The organism is Citrobacter pasteurii (genome assembly GCF_019047765.1).
GTDB lineage: Bacteria > Pseudomonadota > Gammaproteobacteria > Enterobacterales > Enterobacteriaceae > Citrobacter > Citrobacter pasteurii.
In genome coordinates, this window is record NZ_CP077262.1 from 1,200,825 (window position 1) to 1,216,129 (window position 15,305).

13 protein-coding genes and 1 other RNA gene are annotated in these 15,305 nt (G+C 54.3%); 10 read left to right on the plus strand and 4 right to left on the minus strand.

The window, feature by feature from the left end; all coding sequences use genetic code 11:
* Positions 1-148 precede the first annotated feature (148 nt).
* Positions 149-1,042 (minus strand): DNA-binding transcriptional regulator ArgP, encoded by an 894-nt coding sequence (argP, locus tag I6L54_RS05880; RefSeq protein ID WP_003026988.1) that lies wholly within the window; start codon positions 1,040-1,042, stop codon positions 149-151.
* 170 nt (positions 1,043-1,212) lie between these two features.
* On the opposite strand from argP, the gene rpiA reads away from it, so the two are divergent.
* Together rpiA and serA are read left to right on the plus strand one after the other, a co-directional pair.
* Entirely contained in the window at positions 1,213-1,872 is a 660-nt protein-coding gene (gene rpiA, locus I6L54_RS05885; protein WP_003026986.1) for a ribose-5-phosphate isomerase RpiA, read from the plus strand.
* A gap of 270 nt (positions 1,873-2,142) precedes the next feature.
* Positions 2,143-3,375, plus strand: a complete 1,233-nt coding sequence (gene serA / locus I6L54_RS05890; RefSeq protein ID WP_005123335.1) for a phosphoglycerate dehydrogenase — start codon at positions 2,143-2,145, stop codon at positions 3,373-3,375.
* A 379-nt stretch (positions 3,376-3,754) separates the two neighbouring features.
* Here the strand turns inward: serA and I6L54_RS05895 are convergent, their stop codons facing one another.
* From I6L54_RS05895 to zapA, 3 genes are all read right to left on the minus strand, one after another.
* Entirely contained in the window at positions 3,755-4,351 is a 597-nt protein-coding gene (locus I6L54_RS05895; protein ID WP_040232121.1) for a 5-formyltetrahydrofolate cyclo-ligase, read from the minus strand.
* Between the two features lie 19 nt (positions 4,352-4,370).
* Positions 4,371-4,554: non-coding RNA, 6S RNA (ssrS, locus tag I6L54_RS05900), on the minus strand.
* 41 nt (positions 4,555-4,595) lie between these two features.
* On the minus strand, positions 4,596-4,925 hold the full coding sequence (zapA, locus tag I6L54_RS05905; protein ID WP_003026980.1) for a cell division protein ZapA: 330 nt from the start codon (positions 4,923-4,925) through the stop codon (positions 4,596-4,598).
* Positions 4,926-5,091: 166 nt separating this feature from the next.
* Here zapA and I6L54_RS05910 point away from each other — a divergent pair, with 166 nt between their 5' ends.
* The 8 genes from I6L54_RS05910 (at position 5,092) to I6L54_RS05945 (ending at position 15,285) form a co-directional block, all read left to right on the plus strand.
* Complete coding sequence (locus I6L54_RS05910) at positions 5,092-5,670, plus strand: YecA/YgfB family protein (RefSeq protein WP_003026978.1); 579 nt, start codon at positions 5,092-5,094, stop codon at positions 5,668-5,670.
* A 24-nt stretch (positions 5,671-5,694) separates the two neighbouring features.
* Complete coding sequence (gene pepP / locus I6L54_RS05915; protein ID WP_040232124.1) at positions 5,695-7,020, plus strand: Xaa-Pro aminopeptidase; 1,326 nt, start codon at positions 5,695-5,697, stop codon at positions 7,018-7,020.
* Positions 7,017-8,195 (plus strand): 2-octaprenyl-6-methoxyphenyl hydroxylase, encoded by a 1,179-nt coding sequence (gene ubiH / locus I6L54_RS05920; RefSeq protein ID WP_005123340.1) that lies wholly within the window; start codon positions 7,017-7,019, stop codon positions 8,193-8,195. Before pepP ends, ubiH begins: the two co-directional genes overlap by 4 nt.
* Positions 8,196-8,310: 115 nt before the next feature.
* A complete protein-coding gene (gene ubiI, locus I6L54_RS05925) occupies positions 8,311-9,513 on the plus strand; it encodes an FAD-dependent 2-octaprenylphenol hydroxylase (protein ID WP_005123341.1) in 1,203 nt (400 codons plus the stop codon).
* 452 nt (positions 9,514-9,965) lie between these two features.
* Positions 9,966-11,060: a glycine cleavage system aminomethyltransferase GcvT gene (gene gcvT / locus I6L54_RS05930; RefSeq protein ID WP_040232126.1), complete on the plus strand. Its 1,095-nt coding sequence runs from the start codon at positions 9,966-9,968 to the stop codon at positions 11,058-11,060.
* A 25-nt stretch (positions 11,061-11,085) separates the two neighbouring features.
* Positions 11,086-11,475, plus strand: coding sequence for a glycine cleavage system protein GcvH (gene gcvH / locus I6L54_RS05935; protein ID WP_005123344.1), 390 nt, complete (start codon positions 11,086-11,088; stop codon positions 11,473-11,475).
* A 131-nt stretch (positions 11,476-11,606) separates the two neighbouring features.
* Positions 11,607-14,480: an aminomethyl-transferring glycine dehydrogenase gene (gcvP, locus tag I6L54_RS05940; protein WP_040232129.1), complete on the plus strand. Its 2,874-nt coding sequence runs from the start codon at positions 11,607-11,609 to the stop codon at positions 14,478-14,480.
* Between the two features lie 61 nt (positions 14,481-14,541).
* The gene (locus I6L54_RS05945) at positions 14,542-15,285 is read left to right on the plus strand and encodes an SDR family oxidoreductase (protein WP_040232130.1); all 744 of its coding nucleotides are present in this window, start codon (positions 14,542-14,544) and stop codon (positions 15,283-15,285) included.
* Positions 15,286-15,305 lie beyond the last annotated feature (20 nt).

The window sequence follows — 15,305 nt, forward strand, 5'->3', positions numbered from 1 at the left end:
CAAAAAATAGCCAACAGGACGTCGTTTTTTGCCGCGTGGCGTGTTTTATTTTGTGATTTATTTCAAAGACGTGGCGGGAATAGCATGAAAAGTCGATAGAGTCATACATGCCGGATTGGCAAAGCCGATCCGGCATTCGTGCGATGAATTAATCCTGACGCAACACCTTGTGTCCGTATTCCAGCAGCGCGTCGGTAACGTTGCGCATCATGCGGCTTTCCGGCGCAAAGCGGTGCCAGTACAGCATCCGCCGCTGGAACAGGCCTGGCGTTAAGTCGATCAGCTCGCCGCTTTCCAGCTCTTTCTCAATCTGTAAGTGTGGGATCATGCAGCAGGTAGTGCCCTGACGCGCCAACTGGACGAAAGCTTCAGACGAGTTAACGATGTGGCACGGCACGCTGCCCGGCGGCAGGTCGAAGTTTTGTTGTAAGAACGCCTGATGCATATCATCAAGATGGTCAAACGCTACCGCCGGGGCTTTCAGCAGGGCGGAGCGGGTGACGCCGTTAGGGAAATAACGCTCGGCGAATGGTTTAGAGCCAACAAACAGGTAGTCCAGCGCGCCAAGTTTATCCACCAGACAGCTTGGCAGCGCCTGATGTTGAATACTCACCGCACCGACCACTTCACCACGACGCAGACGTTCCTGGGTGCGCGTTTCATCTTCAACCTGCAGGTTCAGGCGAATCGGTGAATTGGCCAGTACCGGGGCCAGCGCCGGAAGTAACCACGTCGCCAGACTGTCGGCGTTCACCGCCAGCGAGAGCAGCAGTGGCGTCGAGCCGGTTTGTTCATCGCCCAACCACTCGTCTTCCAGCAGTTCAACCTGACGCAAAAGTGCCAGCAGTTTCTGCCCCTGTTCGGTAGGGCGTGGTGGTACGGTACGCACCAGCAGCGGTTGTCCGAACATATTCTCAAGCTGTTTTATGCGTTGTGAAACTGCGGATTGCGTGATGCACAGCTTTTGCGCCGCGCGCTCAAATCCCCGTTCACGAATAACCGCATCCAGTGCTTGTAGTGTTCTGTAGTCCGGACGTTTCATTGCTTTGACGCACTCCTGAAATTTTTGCTTGTTCTGCACTATGACACAAATTTAGGTTGGGTAAAGACGAAATCCGCCGCTTGCGAGCGGGTGTGGGGACATTTTTCTGCACAATGTTCTATAATGCGCATGAATTTTTCCACCATATTCACACCACAGGCGAAACGATCATGACGCAGGATGAACTGAAAAAAGCAGTAGGATGGGCGGCACTTCAGTATGTACAGCCCGGCACCATTGTGGGCGTAGGTACCGGTTCAACAGCCGCACACTTTATTGATGCGCTGGGCACAATGAAAGGTCAGATTGAAGGCGCAGTGTCAAGCTCGGACGCCTCGACCGAAAAACTCAAAAGCCTCGGTATCCACGTGTTCGATCTTAACGAGGTGGACAGCCTTGGCGTATACGTTGACGGCGCGGATGAAATCAACGGCCACATGCAGATGATCAAGGGCGGCGGTGCAGCGCTGACCCGTGAAAAAATCATTGCTTCGGTGGCGAAGAAATTTATCTGCATTGCCGATGCGTCCAAAGAAGTCGATATTCTTGGTAACTTCCCGCTGCCGGTGGAAGTGATCCCAATGGCGCGCAGCGCAGTCGCGCGTCAACTGGTGAAGTTGGGCGGCCGTCCTGAATACCGTCAGGGCGTGGTGACGGACAACGGTAACGTGATCCTCGATGTGCACGGCCTGGAGATCCTTGACGCTGTGGCCATGGAAAACGCCATCAATGCGATTCCGGGCGTAGTAACCGTAGGTCTGTTCGCCAATCGTGGTGCGGATGTGGCGCTGATTGGCACACCGGACGGCGTGAAAACTATCGTAAAATGATCTGACGGGAGCGTCTTCTCCCGTTAAAAAAATTTTGGCAGGGCAAATTTGGTGACTTGTGTCACGTTTATAATATTGTCCTGCCGATCCCTCCAAAGAAAAACTTATCGCCAGTATTTTCCTCTGACAATTCCCGCTGAATGACATTTCCTCAGCATGACGACGCAAACGTTCATATTGCCGCAATATTATTTTTTGATATGTTGAAGAGGAGGATGAAAATCCCACACACAACACATTAGTTTGAACAAAAAAGACAGGGTCGGGGAAATGGCAAAGGTATCACTGGAGAAAGAGAAGATTAAATTTCTGCTGGTTGAAGGCGTGCATCAAAAAGCACTCGAAAGCCTTCGTGCAGCAGGTTATACCAACATCGAGTTTCATAAAGGCGCTCTGGACACTGAACAGCTGAAAGAGTCCATCCGTGATGCCCACTTCATTGGCCTGCGATCCCGTACCCATCTGACTGAAGATGTGATTGACGCCGCAGAGAAACTGGTCGCGATTGGCTGCTTCTGTATCGGCACCAACCAGGTTGATCTGACCGCTGCGGCAAAGCGCGGGATCCCTGTGTTTAACGCGCCATTCTCTAACACGCGTTCTGTTGCCGAACTGGTGATTGGCGAACTGCTTCTACTGCTACGCGGTGTACCCGAAGCGAACGCCAAAGCGCACCGCGGCGTGTGGAATAAACTGGCTACCGGCTCGTTTGAAGCGCGTGGCAAGAAACTGGGGATTATCGGCTACGGCCACATTGGTACTCAGTTGGGCATTCTGGCGGAATCGCTGGGGATGCACGTCTACTTCTATGATATTGAAAATAAACTACCGCTGGGCAACGCCACGCAGGTACAGCATCTTTCCGACCTGCTGAATATGAGCGATGTGGTTAGCCTCCACGTGCCGGAAAATGCCTCCACCAAAAATCTGATGGGTGCGCATGAGATTGCGCTGATGAAACCAGGTGCACTGCTGATCAACGCCGCACGCGGTACGGTTGTCGATATTCCTGCGCTGTGTGATGCGCTGGCAACGAAACATCTGGCGGGAGCGGCCATCGACGTCTTCCCAACGGAGCCAGCTTCTAACAGCGATCCTTTCACCTCGCCGTTGTGTGATTTTGATAACGTGATCCTGACGCCGCATATTGGTGGTTCAACGCTGGAAGCGCAGGAAAACATCGGCCTTGAAGTAGCGGGTAAGCTGACGAAGTATTCCGACAACGGTTCTACGCTGTCTGCCGTGAACTTCCCGGAAGTATCGCTGCCGCTGCATGGTGGTCGTCGTCTGATGCACATTCACGAAAACCGTCCCGGCGTACTGACGGCGCTGAACCAGATTTTTGCCGAGCAGGGCGTCAACATTGCCGCGCAGTATCTGCAGACTTCCGCACAGGTAGGTTACGTGGTTATTGATATTGAAGCGGATGAAGATGTGGCGGAGAAAGCGTTGCTGGCGATGAAAGCTCTTCCGGGAACCATTCGCGCTCGTCTGCTGTACTGATTTCCTTTTAACGGGCAGGCTGCTGGCCTGCCCATCTTTCCTCTGATTATCCTGCCTTACTATCTCTTTGTGTAACGCATACATTCCGTTTTCGAGCCTTGCCGCAATTTGTAATTAAAGGCTGCGCTCTGCGTTGTACATCAATAAAAGGAATTTACGCCAGGGGCTCAGCATCGTGCTGAAACGGGAAAGCCCCTACCGAAGCAGGGGCTTTAAAAAGGAAAGGGACGATGATGAGATACGTCATCATGCTGCTGATCCTGTTAATCATCGCTTCGCCAGCATATTAACAGAGAGTACGCAGGAGGGAGGTTCGCCTCCCTCACCCTTCACCGAGAAAGCTAGTTTAAAAAAACGGCGCTGTCAATCGACAAAAAAGCTACCATTCCCATACTTTTGATGGCGTCACCACCGCAGGCAGCGGGATATCCCATTCTTCAACAGGCAGCTTTTCTACTCGCTGACAATCGTGCGCGTAGCCTACGGGCTGGATCTTATGCTGCTGCCAGTTTTGTAGCGTGCGGTCATAAAATCCGCCGCCCATGCCCAGGCGTTGCCCATATTCATCAAACGCCACTAACGGCGTAATCAGTACATCCAGCCGTGACAGCGGTAATACGTCACGTACATCAAGTCGTGGTTCCTGGATCTTTAAGCGATTGGTTACCAGGTCGCTATGCGGATGATAGTGCAGGAACAGCAAATTACCGGCGCTGAAGGGATGAAGAACCGGAAGATAAACGCGCTTGCCCGCTCGCCACAGCTGATCTATTAGCGGCTGGGTATCGAGTTCGCCATCGAACGAGAGGAATACTGCCACCGTATGAGCGAGTACAACAGGGGGAAAGCTGAGCATTCGGGTCGCGGCCTGCTGACCGTACTGATGCTGCTGCTCAGAGGTAAGCGCACGTCGACGCTGACGAATCAGTTGACGAATTTCTTGCCGGGATAAAGGGAGTTCAGAAAGTAGTGTCATGGCTGTTGCCAGGTAGAAGGGAATCTCCGAGATGCCGCCGCAGGCTGTAACCCTTGAACCCTTGGTTCAAGGTGAATGCGTCGTCACAGTTTTAAGGCTTCTCGGACGAGCCGAGCATGCTCACCAACCGTGGAGCGCCACATTCTTGTGGTATGAAATATCGGCTCAGGGGACTGGCCCGCTTGCAAACATCTCAGAGAAATTTTGTCTTCACGGTCACTCTACCACAGTAAACCGAAAAGTGTTATTCAAAGTTTTGGCCCGTTTTTTCGGTTATGCGACCCTGATCAAGCAACGCTTGTTCGATGGTCTGTTGTAGCATCCGAATACGTTGTTCCATGCTCGCCGCGTACTCACGCGTCTTCGCTTTTTCCTGAGTTAATTCATAGCTGATGTTCAACGCGGCGATGAAAACCAACTGCTCAGTATTTGTGACTCTAGTGCGAACTTTCAGATCTTGCAATCGCTGATTCAGATCGTCCGCAGCCTGATTCAACGCATCCCTTTGTTCAGGCGGGCAATTCACTCGCAGTGAACGGCCAAATATTTGGATATCGACGGGTTGTGCAGACATGCCACCTTCCTGCTGATTGACTGCGCTGCCTTCGTCTCCAGACCGTGAGTCCGCGAAGGGGCGACACTATAGCTACCCTGGTATCAAGATACAAGCCCTTTTCTGGTTCACCAGGGTCCAAAGTGGTAGCATATCATGAATATCCTCCCTTTGATGACGAATGCTTATGTCTATACAGAACGAAATGCCTGGTTACAACGAAGTTAGCCAGTTTTTGAACCAACAAGGGGCCGGATTGACCCCCGCCGAAATGCACGGTTTGATCAGCGGGATGATTTGCGGTGGCAACAACGACAGCTCATGGCAGCCGCTGTTGCACGACCTGACGAACGAAGGTCTGGCCTTCGGTCACGAGCTGGCTCAGGCGCTGCTGAAAATGCACTCTGCCACCAGCGATGCGCTGGAAGATGATGGCTTCCTTTTTCAGCTTTATCTGCCTGAAGGCGATGACGTTAGCGTGTTTGATCGCGCCGATGCGCTGGCGGGGTGGGTTAACCACTTTTTGCTGGGCCTCGGTGTGACACAACCGAAGCTCGACAAGGTGACAGGTGAAACCGGGGAAGCGATTGACGACCTGCGCAATATCGCTCAGTTGGGATATGACGAAGACGAAGATCAGGAAGAGCTGGAAATGTCGCTCGAAGAGATCATCGAATACGTGCGCGTAGCCGCCTTGCTGTGCCATGACACGTTTACGCGTCAGCAGCCGACCGCGCCTGAAGTCCGTAAACCGACTCTGCATTAAGAACAAAACGCCAAGGAGAGTGTGATGAGCGAAATATCTCAGCTAGAATTCCAGCGCCGCCGCCAGGCTTTACTGGCACAAATGCAGCCCGGCAGCGCCGCGCTGATTTTTGCCGCGCCTGAAGCGACGCGCAGCGCGGACAGTGAATACCCGTACCGCCAAAGCAGTGATTTCTGGTACTTCACCGGTTTTAACGAACCTGAAGCCGTGCTGGTGCTGATTAAAAGCGATGACACTCATAACCATAGCGTTTTGTTCAATCGGGTTCGCGATCTGACGGCGGAAATCTGGTTTGGCCGCCGTCTTGGCCAGGATGCCGCACCGGCAAAACTCGGCGTTGACCGGGCGCTGGCTTTCAGCGAAATCAACCAACAGCTGCACCTTTTACTCAATGGCCTGGACGCGGTGTATCACGCACAGGGCGAATATGCCTGGGCAGACGAGATTGTCTGTACGGCGCTGGATAAACTGCGTAAAGGTTCCAGACAAAATCTGCACGCGCCCGCCGCGATCATCGACTGGCGTCCTATGGTGCATGAAATGCGCCTGTTCAAATCAGCGGAAGAAATAGCGGTCATGCGCCGTGCCGGAGAGATCACCGCGCTGGCGCATACCCGAGCGATGGAAAAATGCCGTCCGGGGATGTTTGAGTACCAGTTGGAAGGGGAAATTCATCACGAATTTACCCGCCACGGCGCGCGTTACCCATCCTATAACACCATCGTTGGCAGCGGTGCAAACGGCTGTATCCTGCATTACACCGAAAATGAAAGTGAAATGCGCGATGGCGATCTTGTGCTGATTGATGCCGGATGCGAATACAAAGGCTATGCGGGCGACATTACGCGTACCTTCCCGGTAAATGGTAAATTTACCCCAGCACAGCGTGAAATCTACGATATCGTACTGGAATCCTTAGAGACCAGCCTGCGCCTGTATCGTCCCGGGACGTCCATCCAGGAAGTCACCAGCGAAGTAGTGCGTATCATGATTACGGGTCTGGTGAGGCTTGGCATTCTGCACGGCGAGGTCGATCAACTGATTACCGAAAATGCGCATCGCCCATTCTTTATGCATGGTCTTAGCCACTGGCTGGGTCTGGATGTCCATGACGTTGGCGTTTATGGTCAGGATCGTTCGCGTATTCTGGAGCCGGGAATGGTGCTCACGGTTGAACCGGGGCTCTATATCGCGCCCGACGCCGATGTACCGCCTGCCTACCGTGGTATCGGCATTCGAATTGAAGATGACATCCTTATTACCGAAGACGGTAATGAAAATCTGACCGCCAGCGTGGTGAAGAAGGCGGATGACATTGAAGCTCTGATGGCTACGGCGCGACTGCAATGAGCGTGATTATCGTCGGTGGTGGTATGGTTGGTGCGACGCTGGCGTTGGCTATTTCCGAGCTTAGCCATGGGACGCTGCCGGTTCATCTGATAGAAGCGAGCGCGCCTGACAATGATCGCCATCCCGGGTTTGATGCCCGGGCGATCGCGCTGGCGGCAGGGACCTGCCAACAGCTGGCGCGAATTGGCATATGGCAGGCGATTGCCGATTGCGCAACGGCGATCAAAACCGTTCACGTCAGCGATCGTGGCCATGCCGGATTTGTAACGCTGGATGCGCAGGAATACCATATTTCAGCGCTCGGTCAGGTGGTAGAACTGCATGATGTGGGGCTACGTCTGTTTGCGCTGCTGCGTAAAGCGCCGGGCGTCACGCTGCACTGCCCCGACCGCGTAGCCAGCGTGTCACGCACGCAGGAGCGCGTAGAAGTTACGCTGGAAAATGGCGAAATGATCGATGGTCGCCTGCTGGTGGCCGCCGACGGTACGCGCTCCGCACTGGCTACCGCCTGCGGCGTTGACTGGCTGCAACAGCCCTATGAGCAACTGGCGGTAATTGCCAACGTCACGACCTCCGTTGCGCACGAGGGTCGAGCGTTTGAACGCTTCACGCAATATGGCCCGCTGGCAATGCTGCCGATGTCTGACGGTCGCTGCTCGCTGGTGTGGTGCCATCCGCTGGAGCAGCGTGATGAGATTATGGCCTGGTCCGACGAACGTTTTTGCCGTGAACTACAAACCGCTTTTGGCTGGCGACTGGGACGTATTACCCATGCTGGTAAACGCAGCGCCTATCCACTTTCGTTAACCTCGGCGCAAAAAGCGATTACCCATCGTACCGTGCTGGTAGGGAACGCAGCCCAGACGCTGCATCCCATTGCCGGACAAGGTTTCAACCTTGGTCTGCGTGATGTGATGAGCCTGGCTGAAACGTTGGCCCAGGCGCAGAACAGCGCGGAAGATGTCGGTGATTATGCGGTGCTGGCACGCTATCAGCAGCGCCGCGAACGCGATCGCGAAACGACGATTGGCGTGACCAACAATTTGGTGTATCTGTTTGCCAATCGCTGGGCTCCGCTGGTCGTTGGGCGTAATGCCGGGCTGATGGCGATGGAATTATTCACACCCGCGCGCGATGCGTTGGCGGAGCGAACCCTCGGTTGGGTTGCGCGATAAATATGACCTGTAGGCCGGATAAGGCAACGCCGCCATCCGGCAAGGGTCTCCGCAAAAATGCCTGATGGCGCTGCGCTTATCAGGCCTACGGATTACAGGTTTCGAGGTATAAACAGTGCAAAGTGTTGATGTAGCAATTGTGGGTGGCGGCATGGTGGGGCTGGCGGTTGCCTGCGGCTTGCTGGGCAGCGGGTTGCGCGTTGCGGTGTTGGAACAACATGTTCCGCAGCCTTTGGCGGCGGATGCACCTCCTCAGCTTCGCGTATCGGCTATTAATGCCGCCAGCGAAAAACTGCTGACCCGTCTTGGCGTCTGGTCCGATATTGTCGCCCGTCGCGCTTGCTGCTACCACGGCATGGAAGTCTGGGACAAAGACAGCTTTGGACGAATTGCGTTTGATGACCAGAGTATGGGTTACAGTCATTTGGGGCATATCGTCGAAAACTCGGTGATTCACTACGCACTGTGGCAAAAAGCGCAGCGTTCAGCGGATATCGCGCTGATGGCACCGGCTGAGTTACAGCAGGTGGCCTGGGGAGAAAACGAGGCGTTCCTGACGCTGAAAGATGGCTCTATGCTGACCGCTCGCCTGGTCGTCGGTGCTGACGGTGCAAACTCGTGGCTGCGCAACAAAGCGGATATTCCGCTGACGTTCTGGGATTACCGTCATCATGCGCTGGTAGCGACTGTCCGTACGCAGGAAGCCCACGGCGCGGTTGCGCGTCAGGTGTTTCACGGTGAGGGGATCCTGGCATTTCTGCCGCTCAGTGACCCGAACCTGTGCTCTATTGTCTGGTCGCTCTCGCCGCAGGATGCTGAACGTATGCAGCAGGTAAGTGTAGACGAATTCAATCAGGCGCTGAATATCGCTTTTGATAATCGCCTGGGGTTATGCCAGCTTGAAAGCGAACGCCAGACGTTTCCGCTGACTGGACGCTATGCTCGTCAGTTTGCCGCCCATCGTATGGCCCTTGTGGGTGATGCGGCGCATACCATTCATCCGCTGGCAGGACAGGGCGTGAACCTCGGTTTTATGGATGCGGCGGAGTTGATTGATGAACTTAAGCGCCTGCAACGCCAGGGGAAAGACATCGGTCAGTACCTCTATCTGCGCCGTTATGAGCGTAGCCGTAAGCACAGTGCTGCGCTGATGCTGGCTGGAATGCAAGGGTTCCGTGAACTGTTTGCCGGGGAAAATCCGGCGAAGAAATTACTGCGTGATATTGGTCTGAAACTGGCCGATACCCTGCCAGGCGTAAAACCACAGCTCATCCGCCAGGCGATGGGACTGAACGATCTTCCTGAGTGGTTGCGCTAGCGTCCGTAAGGACAATCTTAAGAGTTTGAGACCCGTCACACTTTCCTCTCCCGGCCTGCGCGCCGGGATGCTTCTCTCATTTGAAATAATCTAATTCCACGCCTTTTTTCGCATTAGTTTTTTTTATATTACGTTTTTTTCATAACGCCATTTTTGACATTTTTTCCACATTTAATGTTGGTTGATGCGGCTAATTTCAGCTTGTCTTTATTTGTTATTCTGATTTGTTGCCATAGTTCTGGATTTTTATTCTGTCGACGATCTGGCTGTTTTTGGTCATAAGCTAATGTGATGGTTAATTTTGCCTTATGGTTTAGCGTCTGTTTCGGTGGTAAGTTCAGGACAAAGAGAACGTTTGCGTCGCAGCCCCTGGAGCGGCTGTGGTGCTGGGTTTCGTGGCGAAGATTTCACCACGAAAGAGTTGATAGCCCCGCTTATTCAACGAGGAAAAGATGGCTCAACAGACTCCTTTGTACGAACAACACACGCTATGTGGCGCGCGCATGGTCGATTTCCATGGCTGGATGATGCCACTGCATTACGGTTCTCAGCTCGATGAGCACCATGCTGTCCGCACCGATGCCGGTATGTTTGATGTGTCGCATATGACCATCGTCGACCTGCGCGGCAGCCGCACCCGGGAGTTCTTGCGTTATCTGCTGGCAAACGACGTCGCGAAGCTAACGAAGACGGGTAAAGCCCTTTACTCCGGCATGCTCAATGCGTCGGGCGGCGTGATAGATGACCTGATTGTCTATTACTTCACTGAAGATTTCTTCCGCCTCGTTGTAAACTCCGCCACCCGTGAAAAAGACCTCTCCTGGATTACCCAACACGCTGAACCTTACGCCATTGACATCACTGTTCGTGATGACCTGTCACTGATCGCGGTGCAGGGACCAAACGCGCAGGCAAAAGCTGCCACCCTGTTTACTGACGAACAACGCCATGCTGTTGAAGGTATGAAACCGTTCTTCGGCGTTCAGGCGGGTGATTTATTTATCGCGACCACGGGTTATACCGGCGAAGCGGGATATGAAATTGCCATGCCGAATGAAAAGGCGGCAGATTTCTGGCATGCGCTGGTACAAGCAGGCGTTAAACCTTGTGGTCTGGGGGCGCGTGACACGCTGCGTCTGGAAGCAGGCATGAACCTGTACGGTCAGGAGATGGACGAAGGCATTTCGCCGCTGGCGGCCAACATGGGCTGGACTATAGCGTGGGAACCGACCGATCGCGACTTTATCGGTCGGGATGCGCTGGAAATGCAGCGTGAAAAAGGCCACGAACAGCTGGTCGGGCTGGTAATGACTGAGAAAGGCGTGCTGCGTAATGAACTGCCGGTGCGTTTCACCGATGCTTCCGGCAACCAGCAGGAAGGAATTATCACCAGCGGGACATTCTCCCCAACCCTGGGTTACAGCATCGCGCTGGCACGTGTCCCGGAGGGCATCGGTGAGACCGCGATCGTCCAGATCCGTAACCGCGAAATGCCTGTAAAAGTGACTAAACCTGTTTTTGTGCGTAACGGCAAAGCCGTCGCGTAATTCATCCTTTTTTGGAGATTGATTGATGAGCAACGTACCTGCAGAACTGAAATACAGCAAAGAACACGAATGGCTGCGCAAAGAAGCTGACGGCTCTTACACCGTGGGTATCACCGAACACGCTCAGGAGCTGTTAGGTGACATGGTTTTCGTTGACCTGCCAGAAGTTGGCTCAACCGTTAGCGCGGGCGATGACTGCGCCGTTGCGGAGTCCGTAAAAGCGGCCTCCGATATCTATGCGCCAGTAGGCGGTGAGATTGTGGCGGTTAACGACGCGCTCAGCGACTCCCCGGAACTGGTCAACAGCGAGCCGTATGCGGGCGGCTGGATTTTCAAAATCAAAGCCAGCGATGAAAGCGAAATTGAATCGCTGCTGGATGCGACCGCATATGAAGCATTGTTAGAAGACGAGTAAATACGCTTTTGCCGGATGGCGCTGCGCTTATCCGGCCTACAAAGCATGCGTAGGCCCGGTAAGCGCTAGCGCTGCCGGACTCGTAAACAGAGACAATCACGATTCACTGCACGTTTCAGGAACCATCGCCCATGACACAGACGTTAAGCCAGCTTGAAAACAGCGGCGCTTTCATTGAACGCCACATCGGACCGGACGCCGCACAGCAGCAAGAGATGCTGCATGCGGTTGGCGCCGAGTCGTTAAATGCGCTGATCGGCCAGATTGTGCCGAAAGACATTCAGCTCGCAACCCCGCCACAGGTGGGTGAGGCGGCGACCGAATACGCTGCGCTGGCTGAATTAAAAGCCATCGCCGGGCGTAACAAGCGCTTCACGTCCTACATTGGCATGGGCTACACCGCCGTGCAGTTGCCACCGGTTATCCTGCGCAACATGCTGGAAAACCCGGGCTGGTACACTGCGTACACGCCGTATCAGCCAGAAGTTTCTCAGGGTCGCCTGGAAGCGCTGCTCAACTTCCAGCAGGTGACGCTGGATCTGACCGGCCTGGACATGGCCTCCGCTTCTCTGCTGGATGAAGCTACCGCTGCTGCTGAAGCCATGGCGATGGCAAAACGCGTCAGCAAACTGAAAAACGCCAACCGCTTCTTTGTGGCCGCTGATGTTCATCCGCAAACGCTGGATGTTGTGCGTACTCGTGCACAAACCTTTGGTTTTGACGTCATTGTTGATGACGCGGCGAAAGCACTGGATCACCAGGATGTGTTTGGTGTGCTGTTGCAGCAGGTTGGCACCACCGGTGAAGTGCATGACTACAGCAAACTGATTACCGAGCTGAAATCCCGTAAAGTTGTGGTCAGTGTCGCGGCTGATTTTATGGCGCTGGTTCTGCTGACCGCTCCGGGTAAACAGGGCGCAGACATTGTGTTCGGCTCTGCGCAGCGTTTCGGCGTACCGATGGGCTACGGCGGTCCGCATGCCGCGTTCTTTGCCGCTAAAGATGAATTCAAACGCTCTATGCCTGGCCGTATTATCGGCGTATCGAAAGATGCGGCGGGCAATACCGCACTGCGTATGGCGATGCAGACTCGTGAGCAGCATATCCGCCGCGAGAAAGCGAACTCCAACATTTGTACCTCGCAGGTTCTGCTGGCCAACATCGCCAGCCTGTATGCCGTTTATCATGGTCCGGTAGGCCTGAAACGCATCGCTAACCGCATCCACCGCCTGGCCGATATTCTGGCAGCCGGTCTGCAACAGAAAGGATTGAAGCTGCGTCATGCGCACTACTTCGACACCCTGTGTGTAGAAGTGGCCGATAAAGCCGCAGTACTGGCGCGTGCTGAAGCGGCAGAAATCAATCTGCGTAGCGATATTCATAATGCGGTAGGAATTACTCTCGACGAAACCACCACCCGTGAAAATGTGGTGCAATTGTTCAATGTTCTGCTGGGTGACAGCCACGGCCTGAACATCGACACCCTGGATAAAGATGTGGCGCTCGACAGCCGTTCCATTCAGGACAGTATGCTGCGTGATGACGCAATCCTCAGCCATCCGGTATTTAATCGCTACCATAGCGAAACCGAAATGATGCGCTATATGCACTCGCTGGAGCGTAAAGATCTGGCGCTGAACCAGGCGATGATCCCGCTGGGCTCCTGCACCATGAAGCTGAATGCGGCAGCTGAGATGATTCCAATCACCTGGCCGGAATTTGCCGAACTGCACCCGTTCTGCCCACCTGAGCAAGCGGAAGGTTATCACCAGATGATCGGCCAACTTTCCGAGTGGCTGGTTAAACTGACCGGTTATGACGCAGTCTGTATGCAGCCGAACTCCGGTGCGCAGGGTGAGTATGCGGGGCTGCTGGCGATTCGCCATTATCACCAAAGCCGTAACGAAGGCCATCGTGATATCTGCCTGATCCCGGCGTCCGCCCACGGTACTAACCCGGCTTCCGCACAAATGGCGGGGATGCAGGTGGTGGTAGTCGCCTGTGATAAGAATGGCAACATCGACCTGGACGATCTGCGTGCAAAAGCAGAGCAACATGCCGACAACCTCTCTTGCATCATGGTGACCTACCCATCCACCCACGGCGTGTATGAAGAAACGATCCGTGAAGTGTGCGACGTTGTGCACCAGTTTGGCGGTCAGGTTTACCTTGATGGCGCGAACATGAACGCTCAGGTTGGGATCACTACGCCGGGCTTTATCGGCGCGGATGTCTCGCACCTCAACCTGCATAAAACATTCTGCATTCCGCACGGCGGCGGCGGCCCGGGCATGGGACCGATCGGCGTGAAATCGCATCTGGCACCGTTCGTTCCGGGTCACAGTGTGGTACAGATTGAAGGGATGCTCACCCGTCAGGGCGCAGTTTCTGCCGCTCCGTTCGGTAGCGCATCTATTCTGCCAATCAGCTGGATGTACATCCGTATGATGGGCGCAGAAGGTCTGAAGCAGGCAAGCCAGGTAGCTATTCTGAATGCCAACTACATTGCCAGCCGTCTGAAAGATGCCTATCCGGTGCTGTATACCGGTCGTGATGGTCGCGTGGCGCATGAATGTATTCTCGACATTCGCCCACTGAAAGAAGAAACCGGCATCAGCGAACTGGATATTGCCAAGCGTCTGATTGACTACGGTTTCCATGCGCCGACCATGTCGTTCCCGGTAGCGGGTACGCTGATGGTTGAACCGACCGAATCGGAAAGCAAAGTGGAACTGGATCGCTTTATCAATGCGATGCTGGCCATCCGCGCTGAGATCGATCGCGTGAAAGCCGGTGAATGGTCACTGGAAGATAACCCGCTGGTTAACTCACCGCACACGCAAAACGAGCTGGTCGTGGAGTGGAATCACGGTTATAGCCGCGAAATCGCCGTCTTCCCGGCGGGTGTGGCGAACAAATACTGGCCAACCGTGAAACGCCTTGATGACGTTTACGGTGACCGTAACCTGTTCTGCTCCTGCGTACCGATGAGCGAATATCAGTAATCTGCTGATTCAACTATCTTTTAAAGGCGCTTCGGCGCCTTTATTTTTTGGGATAAACGTTATGGCAATCGCATTGGTGACGGGCGGCAGTCGTGGCATTGGTCGGGCAACCGCGCTGCAACTGGCGCAAGAGGGCTACACGGTCGCGGTGAACTTTCATCACAACATTCGTGCGGCAACGGAGGTGGTGAACAGCATCGTCGCTGCAGGCGGGAAAGCGTTTGCTTTGCGGGCAGATATCAGCGATGAAAGCCAGGTGGTAGCAATGTTTGAGTCTATTGACCGTGAAGGCGAGCCGCTGACTGCCCTGGTGAATAATGCCGGGATTTTGTTTGAACAGAGCACGGTGGAAAGCCTAACCGCCGAAAGAATTAATCGCGTTCTGGCGACTAATGTTACCGGCTATTTTCTGTGCTGTCGCGAAGCAGTAAAACGGATGTCATTCAAGCACGGGGGGCAAGGTGGGGCGATTGTTAATGTTTCTTCAGCGGCCTCACGGCTTGGCGCACCTTTCGAATATGTTGATTATGCCGCATCGAAAGGGGCTGTGGACACGCTCACCACCGGCCTGGCGCTGGAGGTTGCGGCACAAGGGATCCGCGTAAACTGCGTGCGACCTGGTCTGATCTACACTGAAATGCATGCGTCAGGCGGCGAGCCGGGAAGAGTCGATCGCGTGAAATCACTGTTACCTATGCAGCGCGGCGGACAGCCGGAGGAGGTCGCGCAGGCGATTATCTGGCTGTTGAGCGAGAAAGCGTCTTACGTGACGGGGAGTTTTCTGGAACTGGCTGGCGGAAGGTAATGAGTTGTTTGCCGGATGGC

Coding starts and splice junctions, on each gene's coding strand:
- ubiH (WP_005123340.1), top strand. CDS start 7,017: ATGAGCGTGATTATCGTCGGTGGTGGTATGGTTGGTGCGACGCTGGCG.
- I6L54_RS05910 (WP_003026978.1), top strand. CDS start 5,092: ATGTCTATACAGAACGAAATGCCTGGTTACAACGAAGTTAGCCAGTTT.
- zapA (WP_003026980.1), bottom strand. CDS start 4,925: ATGTCTGCACAACCCGTCGATATCCAAATATTTGGCCGTTCACTGCGA.
- serA (WP_005123335.1), top strand. CDS start 2,143: ATGGCAAAGGTATCACTGGAGAAAGAGAAGATTAAATTTCTGCTGGTT.
- argP (WP_003026988.1), bottom strand. CDS start 1,042: ATGAAACGTCCGGACTACAGAACACTACAAGCACTGGATGCGGTTATT.
- I6L54_RS05895 (WP_040232121.1), bottom strand. CDS start 4,351: ATGACACTACTTTCTGAACTCCCTTTATCCCGGCAAGAAATTCGTCAA.
- gcvP (WP_040232129.1), top strand. CDS start 11,607: ATGACACAGACGTTAAGCCAGCTTGAAAACAGCGGCGCTTTCATTGAA.
- pepP (WP_040232124.1), top strand. CDS start 5,695: ATGAGCGAAATATCTCAGCTAGAATTCCAGCGCCGCCGCCAGGCTTTA.
- gcvT (WP_040232126.1), top strand. CDS start 9,966: ATGGCTCAACAGACTCCTTTGTACGAACAACACACGCTATGTGGCGCG.
- I6L54_RS05945 (WP_040232130.1), top strand. CDS start 14,542: ATGGCAATCGCATTGGTGACGGGCGGCAGTCGTGGCATTGGTCGGGCA.
- gcvH (WP_005123344.1), top strand. CDS start 11,086: ATGAGCAACGTACCTGCAGAACTGAAATACAGCAAAGAACACGAATGG.
- rpiA (WP_003026986.1), top strand. CDS start 1,213: ATGACGCAGGATGAACTGAAAAAAGCAGTAGGATGGGCGGCACTTCAG.